At 38.9% G+C, this 19,020-nt stretch carries 16 protein-coding genes, 6 tRNA genes and 1 pseudogene; 6 read left to right on the top strand and 17 right to left on the bottom strand.

What is annotated here, in order from left to right; genetic code table 11:
• Window positions 1–307 precede the first annotated feature (307 nt).
• The 11 genes and pseudogenes from KO495_RS13385 to rimK all read right to left on the bottom strand — a co-directional run bounded on the left by KO495_RS13385 (window position 308) and on the right by rimK (window position 7,869).
• Window positions 308–384: transfer RNA gene (locus tag KO495_RS13385), tRNA-Arg, on the bottom strand.
• Between the two features lie 304 nt (window positions 385–688).
• Window positions 689–780: transfer RNA gene (locus KO495_RS13380), tRNA-Ser, on the bottom strand.
• A 114-nt stretch (window positions 781–894) separates the two neighbouring features.
• A tRNA-Arg gene (locus KO495_RS13375) sits at window positions 895–971 on the bottom strand.
• 133 nt (window positions 972–1,104) lie between these two features.
• Window positions 1,105–1,181: transfer RNA gene (locus tag KO495_RS13370), tRNA-Arg, on the bottom strand.
• Window positions 1,182–1,355: 174 nt separating this feature from the next.
• A tRNA-Arg gene (locus tag KO495_RS13365) sits at window positions 1,356–1,432 on the bottom strand.
• A gap of 81 nt (window positions 1,433–1,513) precedes the next feature.
• Window positions 1,514–1,605, bottom strand: a tRNA-Ser gene (locus KO495_RS13360).
• A 213-nt stretch (window positions 1,606–1,818) separates the two neighbouring features.
• Window positions 1,819–2,016, bottom strand: coding sequence for a carbon storage regulator CsrA (csrA, locus tag KO495_RS13355; protein ID WP_215980902.1), 198 nt, complete (start codon window positions 2,014–2,016; stop codon window positions 1,819–1,821).
• Between the two features lie 439 nt (window positions 2,017–2,455).
• Window positions 2,456–5,086 carry an alanine--tRNA ligase gene (alaS, locus tag KO495_RS13350; protein ID WP_215980901.1) on the bottom strand — a complete coding sequence of 877 codons (2,631 nt, stop codon included), beginning with the start codon at window positions 5,084–5,086 and terminating at the stop codon, window positions 2,456–2,458.
• Window positions 5,087–5,117: 31 nt separating this feature from the next.
• Window positions 5,118–5,504: pseudogene (locus KO495_RS13345) on the bottom strand (regulatory protein RecX); the annotation flags it as partial.
• Window positions 5,505–5,719: 215 nt separating this feature from the next.
• Complete coding sequence (locus KO495_RS13340; protein ID WP_215980900.1) at window positions 5,720–6,691, bottom strand: magnesium transporter CorA family protein; 972 nt, start codon at window positions 6,689–6,691, stop codon at window positions 5,720–5,722.
• Window positions 6,692–6,963: 272 nt separating this feature from the next.
• Complete coding sequence (rimK, locus tag KO495_RS13335) at window positions 6,964–7,869, bottom strand: 30S ribosomal protein S6--L-glutamate ligase (RefSeq protein ID WP_215980899.1); 906 nt, start codon at window positions 7,867–7,869, stop codon at window positions 6,964–6,966.
• Between the two features lie 147 nt (window positions 7,870–8,016).
• On the opposite strand from rimK, the gene KO495_RS13330 reads away from it, so the two are divergent.
• Window positions 8,017–9,063 carry a CNNM domain-containing protein gene (locus tag KO495_RS13330; protein ID WP_215980898.1) on the top strand — a complete coding sequence of 349 codons (1,047 nt, stop codon included), beginning with the start codon at window positions 8,017–8,019 and terminating at the stop codon, window positions 9,061–9,063.
• 91 nt (window positions 9,064–9,154) lie between these two features.
• Here KO495_RS13330 and dinB read toward each other — a convergent pair whose 3' ends face one another.
• The 5 genes from dinB to KO495_RS13305 form a co-directional block, all read right to left on the bottom strand.
• Window positions 9,155–10,225 (bottom strand): DNA polymerase IV, encoded by a 1,071-nt coding sequence (dinB, locus tag KO495_RS13325; RefSeq protein ID WP_215980897.1) that lies wholly within the window; start codon window positions 10,223–10,225, stop codon window positions 9,155–9,157.
• A 383-nt stretch (window positions 10,226–10,608) separates the two neighbouring features.
• Window positions 10,609–11,913, bottom strand: coding sequence for a c-type cytochrome biogenesis protein CcmI (gene ccmI, locus KO495_RS13320; protein WP_215980896.1), 1,305 nt, complete (start codon window positions 11,911–11,913; stop codon window positions 10,609–10,611).
• A 32-nt stretch (window positions 11,914–11,945) separates the two neighbouring features.
• Complete coding sequence (locus tag KO495_RS13315; RefSeq protein ID WP_215980895.1) at window positions 11,946–12,437, bottom strand: cytochrome c-type biogenesis protein; 492 nt, start codon at window positions 12,435–12,437, stop codon at window positions 11,946–11,948.
• A 3-nt stretch (window positions 12,438–12,440) separates the two neighbouring features.
• A complete protein-coding gene (locus KO495_RS13310; RefSeq protein ID WP_215980894.1) occupies window positions 12,441–12,989 on the bottom strand; it encodes a DsbE family thiol:disulfide interchange protein in 549 nt (182 codons plus the stop codon).
• A gap of 6 nt (window positions 12,990–12,995) precedes the next feature.
• Window positions 12,996–15,005, bottom strand: a complete 2,010-nt coding sequence (locus KO495_RS13305; RefSeq protein WP_215981067.1) for a heme lyase CcmF/NrfE family subunit — start codon at window positions 15,003–15,005, stop codon at window positions 12,996–12,998.
• Window positions 15,006–15,434: 429 nt separating this feature from the next.
• Between KO495_RS13305 and ccmA the strand changes: the two genes are divergently transcribed.
• The 5 genes from ccmA to ccmE all read left to right on the top strand — a co-directional run bounded on the left by ccmA (window position 15,435) and on the right by ccmE (window position 18,443).
• Window positions 15,435–16,130: a cytochrome c biogenesis heme-transporting ATPase CcmA gene (ccmA, locus tag KO495_RS13300; RefSeq protein ID WP_215980893.1), complete on the top strand. Its 696-nt coding sequence runs from the start codon at window positions 15,435–15,437 to the stop codon at window positions 16,128–16,130.
• A 68-nt stretch (window positions 16,131–16,198) separates the two neighbouring features.
• Window positions 16,199–16,885 carry a heme exporter protein CcmB gene (ccmB, locus tag KO495_RS13295; protein ID WP_215981066.1) on the top strand — a complete coding sequence of 229 codons (687 nt, stop codon included), beginning with the start codon at window positions 16,199–16,201 and terminating at the stop codon, window positions 16,883–16,885.
• Window positions 16,885–17,628 (top strand): heme ABC transporter permease, encoded by a 744-nt coding sequence (locus KO495_RS13290; RefSeq protein ID WP_215980892.1) that lies wholly within the window; start codon window positions 16,885–16,887, stop codon window positions 17,626–17,628. Before ccmB ends, KO495_RS13290 begins: the two co-directional genes overlap by 1 nt.
• A gap of 27 nt (window positions 17,629–17,655) precedes the next feature.
• The gene (gene ccmD / locus KO495_RS13285) at window positions 17,656–17,889 is read left to right on the top strand and encodes a heme exporter protein CcmD (RefSeq protein ID WP_215980891.1); all 234 of its coding nucleotides are present in this window, start codon (window positions 17,656–17,658) and stop codon (window positions 17,887–17,889) included.
• 32 nt (window positions 17,890–17,921) lie between these two features.
• On the top strand, window positions 17,922–18,443 hold the full coding sequence (gene ccmE, locus KO495_RS13280) for a cytochrome c maturation protein CcmE (RefSeq protein WP_215980890.1): 522 nt from the start codon (window positions 17,922–17,924) through the stop codon (window positions 18,441–18,443).
• 140 nt (window positions 18,444–18,583) lie between these two features.
• Here the strand turns inward: ccmE and KO495_RS13275 are convergent, their stop codons facing one another.
• Window positions 18,584–18,799 (bottom strand): TIGR02922 family protein, encoded by a 216-nt coding sequence (locus KO495_RS13275; RefSeq protein WP_215980889.1) that lies wholly within the window; start codon window positions 18,797–18,799, stop codon window positions 18,584–18,586.
• Window positions 18,800–19,020: the final 221 nt, after the last annotated feature.

Genomic DNA, 19,020 nt, shown 5'->3' with positions numbered 1-19,020 from the left:
GGCCTATTGCAAGTAAATTTAACGAAGAAGTTAGGAGAAATAGCTGCTAGAGAAACATTTGTTAAGCCGAGCTCGGGTTAGTTATTAAAACCATAAGGTTTCTATGTTGTTTTAAACAAATATCAAGACAAGTAAAAAATTTTAGCCGATGATACTAAAACCCTTTATACAAAATGGATAGTAAGGGTATTGTGCCTGCTAATAATTAAGCACTTTTTTGGCAATAACATGAGGAAATCAATAAGACATGAATTTCAGGTATAAAAAAACCTAGCCGAAGCTAGGTTATCTTACTCTCTAAGAGATGTGGCGGACGCGGCAGGAGTCGAACCTGCGACCGCCTGGTTCGTAGCCAGGTACTCTATCCAGCTGAGCTACGCGTCCGCGGTAAACTATGTTTTATATCTTAGAATAAAGATAACGAACTTCCCCATTCAAGGTTCGTAGCCAATTAAACAGAGTAAACTATCCAGCTGAGCTACATGTTCGCGGTAAACTATGTTTTATATCTTAGAATAAAGATAACGAACTTCCCATTCAAGGTTCGTAGCCAATTAAACAGAGTAAACTATCCAGCTGAGCTACATGTTCGCGGTAAACTATGTTTTATATCTTAGAATAAAGATAACGAATACCAGAAAATGAGCTTCGCTGCCATTTACCTACACTTATTATAAGCATAAGGGAATGGCGGAGAGGGAGGGATTCGAACCCTCGATCCGGGATAAACCAGATACTCCCTTAGCAGGGGAGCGCCTTCGGCCACTCGGCCACCTCTCCTGAGGTTGTAATAAATAATCAATACTGATTAATCACTACGGGTTGAACAATGATGAATATACTTATTAAGTATTTTCACTTTACTACCTAAATAGTAAATTCTCTAACGAGATGTGGCGGACGCGGCAGGAGTCGAACCTGCGACCGCCTGGTTCGTAGCCAGGTACTCTATCCAGCTGAGCTACGCGTCCGCGGTAAACTATGTTTTATATCTTAGTTTGAAGATAACTCTTACTATGAGGCTACTTAATCACCGAAAACGAAGTGATTTTTTCACATAAAAAAACCTAGCCGAAACTAGGTTTACTTATTCTCAAAGAGATGTGGCGGACGCGGCAGGAGTCGAACCTGCGACCGCCTGGTTCGTAGCCAGGTACTCTATCCAGCTGAGCTACGCGTCCGCGGTAAACTATGTTTTATATCTTAGAATAAAGATAACGAACTCCCTAATTCAAGGTTCGTAGCCAATTAAACAGAGTAAACTATCTAGCTGAGCTACATGTTCGCGGTATGAATATTTCTTTATCTAGCCTAAACATTAGCTACACTTTATTATTTAACCACTTAAAGTAAAGTGGCGGACGCGGCAGGAGTCGAACCTGCGACCGCCTGGTTCGTAGCCAGGTACTCTATCCAGCTGAGCTACGCGTCCTCACATTAACTATGTTTTATATCTTAGTCTAAAGATAGCAAATTTTCACTTGCAGCCATTATTATTAATAAATAAAAATAATGGCGGAGAGGGAGGGATTCGAACCCTCGATCCGGGATAAACCAGATACTCCCTTAGCAGGGGAGCGCCTTCGGCCACTCGGCCACCTCTCCAATGGGTGCGAATAATAATGGATCTTAAAAATAAGTCAAACATTTTTTAGATAAATTTGCTGTTTTCTCGCTGTTTGTTGACAATTCAATCAACAACGTTATTTTTTAGACAATAACTCTATTTCAGGTATAAAAAAACACCAACAAGTGTGGTGTTTTTTTATACCTGCTAAGGTCACATTATTTCGACCAAAACAATCAAAGCAATTGCTCTTAAGCTGTATTACCAGAAACTTCGCTATCACCTTTCTCAGCTTGTATACGCATATAAATTTCTTCACGATGAACTGAGATTTCTTTTGGGGCATTTACGCCAATTCTTACTTGGTTACCTTTAACACCTAATACGGTTACGGTAACTTCATCACCGATCATTAAAGTTTCACCGACACGTCTTGTTAGTATAAGCATTGCTTCTTCCTTTTCATTGAAATGAGAATCACTAAATAAATATATATAAGCTAGTAATATATTAGAATTAGTTTACTTTTAGTCCTTCACTATAAGTAATAGTAAAAATAGTCCCAAAAGTCACTATTCAATTAAAAAACTATATCCGATAGCGTTTTTAATTGAATTTCATCGTGAACTACTTGTTGTATTTAGTAGTTTCATAAATGAAATGTTATTTTAGCAACTTTTCTCTACTCTTGAATAGTTTTATACCGTGATTTAGCCGAAGATTGTGTCATTTCTTGTCTATTTATTGTATTTTTTTGTACAGAACAAAAAATGTACAGAATTTAAATAGGCTATTAACTTTTTTATAACGTTATAACCAAAAAAAGAAGCCGAAGCTTCTTTTTTACAATCAAGACATTAATAAAAGCCTTTTATCAACATAATATTTTTAGGCAAGCTTATCTGATAACCAAGCTTCAACACTCGCTAGAGCTGCAGTGATGTTTTCAGGTTGACTACCGCCAGCTTGTGCCATATCAGGGCGACCGCCCCCTTTACCGCCGACTTGTAAGGCAACCATATTCACTAATTCGCCGGCTTTAACCTTACCGACTAAATCTTTAGTAACACCAGCAATTAAGCCAACTTTACCCTCATTAGCCGTAGCAAGCATGATTATGCCTGACTGCATTTTATTTTTAAGTTCATCTACCATGCCACGTAGTGCTTTGCTCTCTACGCCATTTAAGTCAGCAATCAGTACATTAACACCATGAATATTAATCGCGTTATTTACTAGGTCAGAGCCTGCTTGTGCTGCTAATTCTTGCTTTAACTGTGCGATTTCTTTCTCAAGTTGTTTAGAGCGACTAATTAGCTGCTCTACTTTCCCTGAAGCACCTGCAACATCACTCTTTACTAGGCTGGCAATGTTCGATAGTGACTCTGCTTGCTTATCAACAAAGTTTAGAGCTTCAATAGCCGTTACCGCTTCAATACGGCGAACACCTGCTGCAATACCCGACTCAGAAACTATTTTCAGTAAACCGATGTCACCGGTGCGCTCAACATGAACACCACCACAAAGCTCAATAGAAAAGTCACCTAAAGTCACTACGCGTACTTCATCATCGTACTTTTCACCAAATAAGGCCATCGCCCCCTTTTCTTTAGCTTCTTCAATATACATTGATTCAGTTTGTTTTAAGTGGTTTCGACGTATTTCATCGTTAACAAGTTGCTCAACCGCTTTTAATTCATCGGCAGTTACCGCTTCAAAATGAGAGAAGTCAAAACGTAATTTCTCACTATCACATAACGAGCCTTTTTGCCCAACATGTTCACCTAAAACTTTACGTAAAGCCGCGTGTAATAAATGTGTTGCGGTATGGTTTTTAACAATTGCCGCACGGCGTTCTACATCAATCTCAGCTTTAACACGACGATTCAAGCCCATATCAGTATGCGCAATACCTCTGTGCGCATATGCATTACCTAACTTAGTGGTATCTTTAACTTCAAAGTAACCGCCATCAAGGTGTAGGAAGCCACTGTCGCCTGCTTGACCACCCGATTCAGCATAAAATGGCGTATGGTCAAGAATAACAATCCCTTGCTCACCTGCTTTTAACTCGCTAACCGCTTCTTGATCGGTGTTATTGAAAAGTTCAACAATAGTCGCTGAAGCAGAGTTATTGTCATAGCCTTTAAATTCTGTTTTCTGATCAGACTTAAGTTGCAGGTTATAGTCTGTACCAAATTGACTTGCTTGTTGGGCACGTTCGCGCTGTTGTCCCATAGCAATATCAAAGCCATTATGATCAATATTTAATTGTCGCTCACGAGCAATATCAGCGGTTAAATCAGCTGGAAATCCATAAGTATCATATAATTTAAAGACGTCATCACCTTGTATAGTGTCACCCTGTAAATTAGTTAGAATATCTTCAAGTAGCACCATACCGCGATCAAGCGTACGTCCAAACTGCTCTTCTTCAATACGTAATAACTTTTCAATAGTCGCTTGTTGCTGAACTAGCTCAGGGTACGCATCACCCATTTGGGCAATCAGTGAAGACACTAATTTATGGAAGAAGTGCCCTTTCGCCTCTAGTTTATGACCATGACGAATAGCACGACGAATAATACGACGTAATACATAACCGCGTCCTTCATTTGACGGGATAACGCCATCAACAATTAAAAAACTACATGAACGGATATGATCACTAATAACACGTAATGATTTATGGTCTAGGTCATTACAGCTAAGTAAGCTCGCAGTATCTTTAATTAACGCTTGGAAAATATCAATTTCATAGTTGCTATGCACATTTTGCATAATCGCTGAAATACGCTCTAACCCCATACCTGTATCAATAGACGGGTTAGGTAATGGTTCCATTGTGCCATCAACCTGGCGGTTGAACTGCATGAAAACAATATTCCAAATTTCAATAAAACGATCACCGTCTTCATCAGGCGATCCAGGAGGACCACCAAAAATATCTTCACCGTGATCATAAAATATTTCAGAGCAAGGGCCACAAGGGCCAGTATCGCCCATTGACCAGAAGTTATCTGACTCGTATTTTTTACCCGCCGACTTATCACCAATGCGGATAATTTTTTCTGCTGGTATGCCAATGATATCTTTCCAATAAGCATATGCTTCTTCATCCGTTTCATAAACGGTTACCAGAAGTTTCTCTTTTGGAAGCCCTAATACGGTTGTTAAAAACTCCCAAGCATAGCTGATCGCATCATTTTTGAAGTAATCGCCAAAACTGAAGTTACCTAACATTTCAAAAAAAGTGTGGTGGCGTGCAGTATAGCCAACGTTTTCTAAATCGTTATGCTTACCACCAGCACGTACACAGCGCTGTGCTGACGTTGCTCGGGTATAACTGCGTTTTTCAGCACCTAAAAAAACATCTTTAAATGGCACCATACCAGCATTAGTAAATAATAGCGTGGCATCGTTGCCAGGTATTAATGAGTTGCTTTTAACTATTTGGTGTTGTTTGGTGGCAAAGAAATCTAAAAATGCCTGACGGACTTCGGCGGTGCTTTTAATCATGAGATACTCTACAAATCGATTTATTTAATTATCATTCTGTTACCGCAATTATTTCATCGGTTGAAAAACCACGGTATTGCAAAAAACGAATTTTTTTGGCTTTGTCTTTTTCCATAAGCTTATGCTTAGTTTTTTTATCTAGGCTGTCATCTATGTGCTCATCAACAGCATCTTTCATAGCAAAGCGTTTATTATACGCAAGCTCGGCTTGAAGATACCAATCAATTTCACAACTTTCACGCAAATTTTGTATGATTGTTGTGCAAACGCCCTTTTGTTTTAATTCATTAGCAATGTAATACCAACTGTAACCTCGATTAACACGATAGTGATACCGACTTAGTGCAAAACGCTCATCACTAAGGTAGTTTTTTTCTAGTAGTCTCTCAGTAGCTTTATCAATATCTGCTTGAAGAAACTCGCGTGTTAATAGTTTTTGGTTTAGCTCTGCTTGTGAGTGCTCTCACCGTACTAATAAGCCAACAGCGCAATGGAGTGCGGTTTGTTTCAAACTCTCCCCCTTTTTAGCTAAATAACCATGTTGGCATTATAAAGCGCTTGGCGAGCAATTAATAATAATTGTTGTTGAATATAGCAATGTTCCTTCAAGAAACACTCACCTATTTCACTGTATCATAACCAGCGCTTACGTTTAAAGAACGCAATCAAAGCTACCGAGGTTACCGTCATAACACCGAGCAATATGTAATAACCATTTTCAAATTTTAGCTCTGGTATATTCTCAAAGTTCATCCCATAAATGCCTGCTAAAAAGGTTAATGGGACAAATAACGCGGTGATTACTGTGAGTACACGCATAGTGGCATTAAGTTGGTGTGAAGTGATAGACATATAACCATCAATTAAGTCGCCACAAATATCATAATACATTTGTGAAAGGCTCAATAACCTATCTAACCGCTCTCTTAAGTCGGTTAAGGTATGTACTTCGTCTGCGGTGATTAACGCAGTTTCCTCATCTTCAAGGTATACTTTAAGCGTATCACCAATGGTCACGTGGTAATTAAAGGTTCTTCTGATTTTAACTAATTGAGAACGATATGATGTGATCTCTCGCATCATTTGGTCGTTACCACTTAATTGAAATTCATCTTCAATTTTTTCTAGGTTAGCTTCAAATGTGAATAACTGCTTAAGGTAATTACCACAGCTACTATGAAATATTTTTAACGCTAAGTGCATAGGGCTACGCTGTAAGTATTTTGCACTGGTTTTATTGAATAAACTATTAATAGCAATTGAGCTTTTAGGGTGACTAGTAATTAAAATACGATGACCGATAAACATGCTGACTTGTAAATGCTCAAATTTCAAACTGTCATCATTTTCAACAAAACCGCGATAAAGTAGAAAAATGTAATCACTAAATAGCTCAACTTTAGGCGGGTGTCTATCACGCTGCGCATCTTGTATTGCTAATGGGTGGCAGCCTAATTGATTTAATAGTGCTTTTTCTTTAGTGCGATCAAGGTTATCAAGATCAACCCAAAGCAATGTATCAGTGCTGTTTTCCCACTGAGTTAACAATTCTTCACCGCCCATCTCTACTGAAGATGATGGGGAAATCAACATTGTTCTGATCATGTTTTCACTCCAATATAATAAATAAACGCCAGCCCAGGTTAAAAATACTTACATATTACACAGAGCTTAAAATAATAAGGTCGATTTATGCGCTAATAACTAGGGTTTTGCAAGTAAATTCAATGTTGTTATGATTTATTATATTTAACCTGAACTCAGATAACCTGAACTCAGATTAGCTCATATGACGCATGACTCGCCAATAAAAAACGCCTAGCTGCATGGCAACTAAGCGTTTTTGTCGACATTAAGTCGGCATTAAACATAAGAGACTAACCATTTCCTTTAGTTTTGGTATTACCTTCTTTAGCATGCTTTTCAATATATTCAATGATCATACCTGCAACATCTTTGTTAGTTGCGTTCTCAATCCCCTCTAGGCCAGGCGAGGAGTTAACTTCCATAACTACAGGGCCACGCTCGGCACGTAAAATATCAACACCACACATACCTAAGCCCATAACTTTAGCCGACATAACTGCGGTTGCTCGTTCTTCTTTTGTTAGCTTAACAAGTTCAGCACTGCCACCACGATGTAGGTTAGAGCGAAACTCACCCTCAGCGCCTTGACGCTTCATGGCCGCAACCACTTTACCGCCGACCACTAAACACCGAATATCAGCACCGCCAGCTTCTTTAATAAACTCCTGCACCAAAATATCCGCACTTAAGCCCATAAATGCTTCAACAATCGCTTCAGCCGCTTTAGCGGTTTCAGCAAGCACCACACCAATGCCTTGCGTACCTTCAAGTAATTTAATTACTACAGGAGCGCCACCCACATTTTTAATTAGGTCTTTAATGTTGTCAGGTCTGTTAGCAAACCCTGTGCGTGGTAACCCAACCCCTTTACGCGATAACAATTGCATTGAACGTAACTTATCACGTGAACGGCTAATAGCCACTGACTCATTCACGATAAAGGTGCCCATCATCTCAAACTGCCTAACAACGGCTGTACCGTAAAAAGTAACTGAAGCACCAATGCGAGGAATAACAGCATCGTATTTGGGCAGCTCTTCACCATGATACCTTACTGTTGGCTTATTACTGGTAATATCCATGTAGCAATGTAGCGTATCAATCACATCAACTTCATGCCCTCTTGCTCTAGCTGCTTCAACGAGTCTACGAGTAGAGTAGAGTTTTTTATTTCGTGATAAAATAGCAATTTTCATTTTGAAAGCCTTTTCATTTTAGGTAAGTGTACTGATTAAAAACCAACTAATTAGTTAGCATAGCAGTTTATTTTACTTTCATTTCGGGTAATTTAAGCTTAAGTTGATGCCTGAAACACGTTCTATTAAATACATTTAGGAAAATATATGTCTACAGACATCATTTTATGGTGTGCCATCGCATTTTGTATCACGCAATCTGCAATATTCTCAGGGCTCAATCTCGCTTTTTTTTCAATCAGCCGCTTACATTTAGAGGTTGAAGCTAAAAAAGGTAACAAGGCAGCCATTAAGGTTTTACAGCTAAGAGATGATTCTAATTTTTTACTGGCAACCATTTTATGGGGTAATGTAGGTATTAACGTATTGCTCACTATGTTATCTGACTCGGTACTTACTGGTATTAGCGCCTTTTTATTTTCAACCATTGCTATCACGATTATTGGTGAAATTACCCCTCAAGCTTACTTTTCACGAAACGCCTTAAAAATGGGAAATATGCTGGCACCAGTTATTCGTTTCTATCAGTTTTTATTTTATCCTGTTGCACGACCAACCGCGCTTATATTAGATGGCTGGTTAGGTAAAGAAGGTATTACTTATTTAGAAGAAAGTGAGCTACGTAATATTATTAAGCAACATATCACCGCAGAAGAAGCTGACTTAAACCATGTTGAAGGTATAGGCGCATTAAACTTTTTTGCGTTAGATGAAATACATGTAACACAAGAGGGAGAAGTAATTGATCCTAAATCAATTATCGCCCTACCCACTAAATTAGATTTACCTATTATTCCTGAAATTACACAGAGCCCTGACGATGCTTTTTTAAAGCTAGTGAATAATACCAACCACAGTTGGGTGATTTTAACCAATGAAGAAGGTGAGCCGCTGTTAGTATTAGATGCTGACGGTTTTTCTCGTGCTGCATTGTACCAACAAGAAAGCTTCGATCCATATCATTATTGTCATCGCCCGGTAGTTATCACTGACGAAACGACACCATTAAATGAAGCAATGTTATTGATGAAAAGTAACACCTCTATTGATAAAAACTTTGATGGGGTTATTGAACATGACGTGCTATTAATTTGGGGTGAAACAAAGCGTATTATTACGGGGGCTGATATTTTCGGCTTATTACTCAAGGGCATGTTACCTAGCGACCCTAAAGTCGCAGAAACAGCCTCATAAATGACTTGGGGTTATTATTAGGTAGCGTTAATCAGTCATTTACATAGTGAATGGCTGAGCGACTACAGCTTATTGTTTTTGTGTGATTAAACTATAACAACTCAAACTCTATTTGCTGCTGCTCTTGTTGAATACTATCCCCTAAGCCAATATGAACGCCTAACAAACGTACCGCTTTGCCCTGACCTCTTGCCAGCCCTTCTTCCAGTAAAGTTTTAAAAACTAATTCATCAAATTGGTGAAACTTAAATTCTTTCGTCGTTTGGTGAAAATCTTTAAACTTAACCTTAACTCCCAGTTTACTAATATTTCTTGTTAATAAATACTTCTCTGCTCTAAGCTTAAGCTCAGGAATTAATTTATCGTTCATGTAATGATTTAGCGTTTCAACATCATGAATATCATCCGCAAAAGTTCTTTCAACGCCAACGGACTTTCTTACCCTAGTGGTTTCTACTGCACGATTATCTCGACCATGACACTTGTGCCAGAGTGAGTGCCCTAATTTACCAAATTTTTGAATAAGGCTTGCTTCATCTAACGCTTTTACATCACGCCCTAAAGTTAAACCACTTAACTTTAGTTTTTCTGCGCTCACTTTACCAACACCTGGAATTTTTTTGAGGGGCATATTATCGATAAAGCCATCAACTTGAGCAGGCGTAATAACATACTGACCGTTTGGCTTATTTAAATCAGAGGCTATTTTAGCGAGAAACTTAATAGGAGCAATACCGGCAGATGCCGTTAGCTGTAATTCAGTAAAAATAGCAAGGCGAATATCATTAGCAATAAGTGTCGCTGAGCCATTAAAGTGCTTGCAGTGTGTTACATCAAGGTAAGCTTCGTCTAGCGACAGCGGCTCAATTAATGAAGTGTAGCGAGCAAATATCTCTCTGATTTTAGAGGAGACTTCTTGATAAACTTTCATACGCCCGTGAACAATAACAAGTTCAGGGCAAAGCTGCTTTGCTTTACTTGCAGGTAATGCTGAACGAACACCGTATTGTCTTGCTAAATAATTACACGTAGATAAAACACTACGTGGTCCATCTCCACCAACAGCTAAAGGGATATTTCTATATTCAGGGAAATCCCGCATTTCAACAGCGGCATAAAAGCAATCCATGTCAATATGAATAATTTTACGCTGACTTGTCATTTTACGTACCCAGTAACTGTATATAAAAACAGTATAGTTAAGTATCTAAAAATGACAAGTAAAAATAGTACAAGGTATAAATGAAGTTAAAACTTTATTTAACGAGAAGAGTATAGCTTGATTACTCTTTGGCATTGGATCTAGCTGGTTAGTTATAGATGAGTGTATTACCTCACTCCTAGGTTAGTTAACCTCGCAATGTAATAGTAGTGCTCTGCGCGGGTCCCATAATAATTTTTTCTTATAGAATAAAAAAACGTGAATAAATTAGATCTTGATGGGCATTACCCCCCGGTAGATCAATTTACTCACGTTGTCGTTATGCGCAATATACAGCGTATTACAATAAGCCGCTTAGCTGCACTTAATAGAGACTCAAAGCGTTACTCAACCAAGCTATCTATCACTAATGAAATAGTGCCGGTACTATTAACAGCAACGTCTTTTTTCTCTGCTTTATAATCGCCCGGTTTTATGCCAACGCCGCCTAACTTAGATGCTATTGCAAATAAATTTACTTGCTCAACACTGCCTAAGGTATTCGCGCTGCTCATTGCTTGCGAGTTATTAAGCACGATAACCGTTGGCAAGTCACTTAACTTAATTTTAACTGCCGCTAATGGCATACGCTGACCCGTAGTTGGTATCGCATAAACAAATACTACGCGATCTTCACCCTGGGCAAGCTTAGCTGAAATATTTTCAGATAAACTCACCGATACATTCAATTGTGGTCCGTTTGCTGAATCAAGCTTTGAGCTTGCGCTATCATTACTTTTATCGCCACTATCAGCTTGTGAGCTACCTGATAGCCCCATACGGTTATTAGCCTCAGCTACCGCTTCTTTTAATGCCGCAATATTAACGCCTTGCTTATTAGCATCAATAACACGCTGCCAATGGCTAATTGCTTGCGGGTAATTTTCACCTAAGAAATTATGCATACCAAGTAATATATTGGTTGAAGCGTCATTAGCATCTAAAGCTAATGATTTATCAATATAATGCTGCACTATTTCATTAATCTGTTGATCATTTTTATAATAATGTGCCTGAGCAATCGCTCCCAGTAAATCAGCATGCTCCCCTTCAATACGAATGACTTGCTCAAATGATTTAATTGCCGCATCAAACTCACCAACAACGACAAAGGTTTGCCCTAAGTTATACCAAGCTTCAGCGTCATCTGCATTTTCTTGGGTACGCTGCTGTAATTTTTTAATATATGCGACCGTTTCTTTTTGGCGTTGTGCTTGTAGTTGCTCAGCGCTCATACCTTGATGGGCATCATTAATCGCAGGTTGTGTTATTTGCTCTAAGTGACCGTGCTTTAAATAAAATCCAACCGTAAAGGTAAGAATGAACACGCTCAATGCTATAGGCCAGATCACCGAAAAGTTTTTTTCTTTTCCGGTGGCAATATCAGCACTAGTTTCGCTTGCTTCAATGTCTTGTAACAAACTACTGTCAAGCTCAGCTAGTAGATATTGATAGTTTTCATCATCAATACCGCCGTCTTGAAAGTCTTTTTCGATTTCTTTTTTATGCTCATGATATAAACGTACATTGGTTTCATCACGCACATTAGCGTTGTCGGTATTTTTTTGTTTGGTTTGCTTAAAAAACGGTAACCAAACCACCAGTAACAATAAGGCGAATAGTGCCAAAAGGATTAAAGCTAATTCCATAATATTTTCTACTTATTTTAATAGGTGCTGGGTTATTTTTTAAGAAAGCGTTTGAGTTTGTCTTGCTGTTCAGCATTGAGTTGTATATCTTTCTCTGCCACAGGCTTTCTTCTAACAATAACAGTGACAACAATTGCGCCAAACAATATTAATACCGCGGGTCCAAACCATAGAACATAAGTTAACTGTGAAACACGAGGGCGATATAAAACAAATTCCCCGTAACGTTTCACCATAAAGTCAACAATTTCAATATCGGCCTTACCTTGCATCAACAATTCATACACTTCATTACGTAAATCAGCAGCAATGGGTGAGTTAGAGTCAGCTAAGTTTTGATTTTGACATTTAGGGCAGCGTAACTCTTTGGTAAGTGCTTGAAAGCGTATTTTAGTCACTTCATCATGAAACTCGTAGGTATCCATCGGACTAGCATAGGCTTGATTTGATAAAGAGCTACTAAAGCTTACACAGAAGTAGACCACAACGGTTAACAATACAATGAGTGTTTTTTTAAATAGCATGGTTTATTTCCCTTGTTGCTTTTCAACAATAAGCTGTTCAATAAGCGGCTCAAACTCGGAGCGCCAAACGCGTGTATCAATAGCACCAGCAAAACGCTTACGAATAACACCATGGTGATCAATAACAAAAGTTTCAGGTGCGCCATAAACACCAAGATCTAAACCGAGCGTACCTTCTTCATCAAATATTGAGAAAATATACGGGTCTTCATAATCAACAAGCCATTGCTGTCCGGCTACGCGATCGTCTTTATAATTTAAACCATAAAGCTTCACTTTCGGGTTTTTAGCCACATCAACCAAATAAGGGTGTTCATACTTACAAGTTGGGCACCACGTTGCCCATACGTTAATGAGTACAATATCACCTAATAAGTCGGCCTGTGTTACCCGTTTGTTTGCATTATTTAATGTCGATAAGTTAAAGGTTGGCATACTATTACCTACCAGCGCTGACGGCATTTCTTGTGGGTTTAACGATAGTCCTCGATATAAAACCACGCCCAATGCAATCACTAATATAAGGGGTAAAAAACGAATGAGTTTATTCATTATTCATTAAGCCTTGGTATTATTTGAAACAGGTTGAGTAAGTAAGTCGGCTACAACAGGCTCTTTAGCGGTGTTGCTTTTTCGGCGACGATAGCGTTTATCAAGCATAGACAGCACGCCACCAAGTGCCATGAAAATAGCACCTAACCAAATCCAGCGTACAAAGGGTTTATAGTGTACACGTACAGCCCAAGAACCGTCATGTTGTCCATTAATAACAATCGGATCACCTAAAGCAACATAAACATCGCGGAATAAACCAGGATCGATAGCCGCTTCAGTCATTCCCATTGTTTGAACACGATAAGATCGGCGTTCAGGTTTTAATAACGCTACAAAATCATCATTTTTATAAACATTGATTTGACCTTGCTCTGCACTATAGTTTGGCCCTTCAACCTGCTTAATACCTTTGAATTCAATTTGGTAGCCTGAAATAGTAACCTTTTCATCAAGCCCTAGCTTTACGTTAGTTTCACTTTCATAGCTTGAAACAAGCGTTACACCAACAATAGTAATAGCAATACCAGCGTGTGCTGTTGCCATGCCTAAATGGCTAATAGATAATTTTCCTGACGCTTTCAATTGGTTGCGTACTTCTTTTACTACCACTAAGAAAACCCACATTGCTAATGTCATCCCCATAGTAACCAGAATATTAAACTCACCGGCATAAACAACAGGAAACAACAAGCCAAAGGCAATACTAAAAACTGACGGTTTAACTAAATGCTTACGCAGTTCGCCTTTTTTCGCCTTTTTCCAGCGAATCATTGGTCCAATACCCATAATAACAAAGAGCATGCTCATAATAGGCACAAATACCGCGTTAAAATATGGAGGACCTACCGAGATTTTTCCATAACCTAGTGCGTCAACTAATAAAGGATAAAGCGTACCCAGTAATACCGTTACTGCGGCAATCACTAAAATCACATTACAAAGTAATAATGCAGTTTCACGTGAATAAAAGGCAAAGCGAGAGAAGCTGGCAACAGTACGTGCTCTAAAGGCATATAGCGTTAATGCCCCACCCATTGCAAAAGCTAGAATCATTAAAATGAAAACACCTCTTGATGGATCAGCGGCAAAAGAGTGAACCGAGGTAATCACACCAGAGCGTACTAAAAATGTGCCAAGTAAGCTTAAACCAAAGGCAAAAATTGCCAATAATATGGTCCAGTTTCTAAATGTGCCACGCTTTTCGGTAACCGCCAATGAGTGAATAAGAGCAGTACCAACAAGCCAAGGCATAAATGAGGCATTTTCAACAGGGTCCCAAAACCACCAACCGCCCCAGCCAAGTTCGTAATACGCCCACCAGCTTCCTAGGGCAATACCTAATGTTAAAAACATCCAAGCGCCAACAGTCCAAGGGCGTGACCAACGTGCCCAAGCAGCATCCATTTTACCCATCATTAGGGCTGCAACAGCAAAAGCAAAGGCAACGGCAAAGCCAACATAACCAAGATAAAGTAATGGTGGGTGAATAATCAAACCAATATCTTGTAATAATGGGTTTAAGTCTCTCCCTTCTAATGGCGCATTGGGCCATAAGCGTTCAAATGGGTTTGAAGTCAGCACCGTAAAAGCAATAAAACCAACCGCTATCATGCCCATTACCGCTAAAACGCGAGCAATAAACTCTTCTTCAATTGCACTGGAAAACCTGGCAACGGCGGCGGTCCAGGCCGTAAGGGAGAAAACCCAGAGTAACAGTGAACCTTCGTGTCCACCCCATACAGCACTAATTTTAAAATAATAAGGAAGGTGAGTATTAGAGTGGCCAGCAATATATTTAACGGAGAAGTCATCAATAACAAAGCTATACGCCAGAATAAAAAGGCTAATACTGGTAAAAATAAACATACCAAACGTTAGTGGCTTGGCGTAGCTCATTAGCTTTTTTAATGAGCTTTTATTTGAGCTATGAACACCAATTAAAGGGATAACACTTAAACACAGCGCAAAAGCTAACGCGATGATTAAGGCTAGATGACCAAGCTCAGGTATCAGCCTAGGAATTACTTCAGGTACTACATTAGGTAGCATTGCTCTCTCCGCTCTACTAAAAAATATTTACTCAACAAACAACTACCAGTAAAAGATAGTAAAATACTTATAGGCTGCTGGTTAAAAATCACTAAAATATTCTAACATTTAATTGCGCGAAATATTAATGTAAATTCCCCCTGCAAGTTGTTTCATAATGTTACAACTTTATAAGGTTACAACCATAGTGCCTATGATAAGATATTACTCACAGTGATTATGCGATCTACATCAATAATTACCAGAGAAAAAACCGTTAATATATATGTAAGCTTGATGAAAAATAAGCACAAAATTATTCAAGTATATAATGTACAATAACAATTACTGTGGCAATTACATCGATAAAAAGTGTTAACCGAGCATTAGCATTAACTAATAAGAAAAATTAACGTGACTCCATCAACAACACCAAAAGCATCACTGTTACTCAGCGCCAAAAACTTAACTTGTATTCGCCAAGACAGGTTATTGTTTGATGCTTTATCTTTTGATGTTTTCGCCGGGGACATTATACAAGTTGAAGGTCCTAATGGCTCAGGAAAAACCAGTTTATTACGTATACTTACTGGTTTATCGCAGCCATACGAAGGGCAAGTACTTTTTCAGTCAACTGCTACTCATAACAAAGAAAACCTACAGGCTATTACTCGTTACCGTGAAGAGTATCAACAAAATTTACTTTATTTTGGTCACTTATCAGGAATAAAAGGCGAAATGACCGTAGAGGAAAACCTAAGTTTTAATATTGCATTGCACGGTGACAACACTGACGGTCAAGCTCAAGCATTAACCAACGTAAATTTAATGGGCTTTGAAGATAACTTAGCTTCTAATTTAAGCGCTGGACAACATCGCAGAACCGCACTCGCAAGGTTATACCAAAGCAACGCCCCCATTTGGATTTTAGATGAGCCCTTTACCGCAATTGATAAGCAAGGTGTTAGTGATTTAGAGGCACTTTTTTTAGCACACGCTCAACGCGGCGGTTGCATTATACTTACGACCCACCAAGATTTAAGTGCATTAGCTAACACCCAGCTTAAAAAAATCACTTTAGATTACAGCAACGATATTGCTTTTGATTAACGCAGAGAAATCGACAAATGACATTAGCAACATCAACTCCCAATAATAAAGACAATAACCTGCTCCCCATGAGTAAACAGCTTTCTTATCGTCGCGCTTTCTCATTAGTGTTAAAACGCGATTTAACCATCGCATTGCGCCACCGTGACGATATTATCAATCCGTTATTATTTTTTGTGATTGTTATCACGTTATTTCCATTAGGTATTGGCCCAGAGGCAAATACCTTAAGCCGCATTGCACCAGGCATTATTTGGGTAGCAGCCCTCCTTGCAACACTTTTATCGTTAGATCGGTTATTTAAAGCTGACTTTACCGACGGCTCCTTAGAGCAAATGCTATTAAGTCCACATCCAATATTTATTTTAGTGCTGGCAAAAATCACTGCTCATTGGTTAATTACCGGTTTGCCGTTAATACTAATGGCTCCATTATTGGCAGTATTACTGCATTTGGATGAAAACAGTTACGGAGCGTTAATAATAACCTTGTTTTTAGGTACGCCCGTTTTAAGTCTATTGGGGGCTATAGGCGTGGCATTAACTGTTGGTATAAAAAAAGGCGGTGTTTTACTCAGCTTATTAGTGCTACCGCTTTATATTCCTGTATTAATCTTTGCAACGAGCGCCATTGATACCGCAGCGCTTGGTTTACCCTACAGCGGACAACTTGCTATAATTGCCGCGCTATTTTTTGGCTCTTTAACTCTTGCACCTTTTGCCGTAGGTGCCGCACTAAAAGTGAGTACTAATTAATGTGGAAATGGTTACACCCTTATGCAAACCCAGAAGTGTCTTATCACCTTACAAATAAATTGCTGCCTTGGTTTAGTTACCTTGCTGCAATATTTTTAAGTATTGGCTTAGTATGGGCGCTTTTATTTGCCCCTGCCGATTATCAACAAGGTGATAGTTTTCGCATATTTTACGTACATGTTCCTGCAGCCTCACTTTCAATGGGTATTTATGTTTCTATGGCTATTGCCGCTTTTAGTAGCTTAGTTTGGCAAGTAAGGCTTGCTGATGCCTCGGCAGCTGCAATGGCACCTGTTGGTGCAGCTTTTACTGCAATTGCTTTAATTACAGGCTCTGCTTGGGGTAAACCTATGTGGGGCACTTGGTGGATATGGGATGCACGTTTAACCTCTGAATTAATTTTATTGTTTTTATATTTAGGGGTTATTGCCTTACATAGCGCATTTGAAGATAAAAATTTAGCCGGCAAAGCAGCGGGAATTTTAACCTTAGTTGGTGTTATCAACATTCCAATTATTAAATATTCTGTTGAATGGTGGAATACACTTCACCAAGGTTCAACCGTCAGCAAACTAGGAAAGCCATCAATGTCACTTGATATGCTCTGGCCATTTATTTTTTGCTTTATTGGTTTTTCATTATTGGTCGGTGTGATTATCTGTTTACGTTTTCGCAATGAGATTTTAGCTCGCAACAGTATTCGTCCTTGGGTGCGTGAGTTAGTAGAACAAAAAACACAGTAGTAGCAAACTTACATTGGAGAGCAAATAATGCAGTTTACTCATTTTAGTGACTTTATCAGCATGGGAGGATACGGCTTTTACGTATGGCTATCTTTCGGTGCTACCGCTTTATTACTAACGTTATTAGTAATAGATTCAAAAGCGGGGCATAAAAGAATTATAAACCATATTGCGCAACATAAGCGTCGAGAAGATAAGCTACGTAAAAGTCGTGAACAGCGAAAAAAAGCAGCAAAGACAGACGACTCAGCCGCAGGTTAACCCTATTTAACTTTAATTAAAGGTACTATCTCATGAACCCACGTCGTAAAAAACGCTTAGCAATTGTCAGCTCTGTACTCATCGGTATTGGCGCCATTGCAGGCTTAGTGCTTTACGCTTTAAGTCAAAATATTGATTTATTTTACACCCCCTCCGAGATTACTTCGGGTAAGAAGGAGACGGGGATTAAACCGGTTATTGGTCAACGTATACGTATTGGTGGCTTAGTGGTCCCTGGTAGCGTTAAACGCGACCCTGAAAGCCTCAAGGTATCATTTCAACTGAGTGATATGGTAATGCCTATTGTATTTAATGAAGGAGATCCTGTCGTTACTGTTTATTATGAAGGGATATTGCCCGATTTATTTCGAGAAGGCCAAGGTATTGTTGCAAACGGTACGCTAGCCGAGCATCCACCAACGGGTTTGAGTGTAGAAGCGAGTGAAGTACTTGCTAAGCATGATGAGAATTACATGCCGACAGAGCTTGCTGAAGCAGCAGGACAAAAGCATGAAAAAGCAAACTACACCCCTGAACAGCTCAACACAAAGTAGCTAATATAGGTACTCTCTCCTCACTATGAGATAGTACTTACAGCCCCAAGCTAAACCCAACAAAAAAGGTGATTAACATAATCACCTTTTTTGTTGGTTTTTTTCTGTTGTAATGAAGTGGTTAAGCAGATGATTAACTTTTAAGGCCAGTACTCTGCAATCAGGCGATCACCAATACTGTTTAGTATTTCAACCTCTCCTTCACAAACGGCTACAATTGTTTTTCCACGCTTATATCTCTCAGGAATAATCATGTCACCATAAAAATTCAATGCGAAGCTTTGAGTTTCCCTAAATAGCTCTAGCTCTCCATCACTACAATAAATAACCGTCACTGTTCGTTTAGCCTCCCTCATTATTAGCATCCTTTCTTTTAGAATAATTATTAATTTTTATTGATTATTAAGATAAAAAACATCTGGTCTGACCTAGTAACTGGTTAGATATTAATCTGGTTGTACCAGCATGTCAATATCTGGTACAACCAGACAACCACGTTTTAAACAACAAAAGAGAATAATATATAACCAAACCATAAAAACCGATTAAACCTATGTTTTTTAAAGGAATAAAAAAG

The sequence above is a fragment of the Colwellia sp. D2M02 genome, assembly GCF_018860755.1.
Lineage (GTDB): Bacteria > Pseudomonadota > Gammaproteobacteria > Enterobacterales > Alteromonadaceae > Colwellia > Colwellia asteriadis.
The sequence above is the reverse complement of the archived record's forward strand: the minus strand, read 5'-3'. Positions and strand labels throughout refer to the sequence as shown.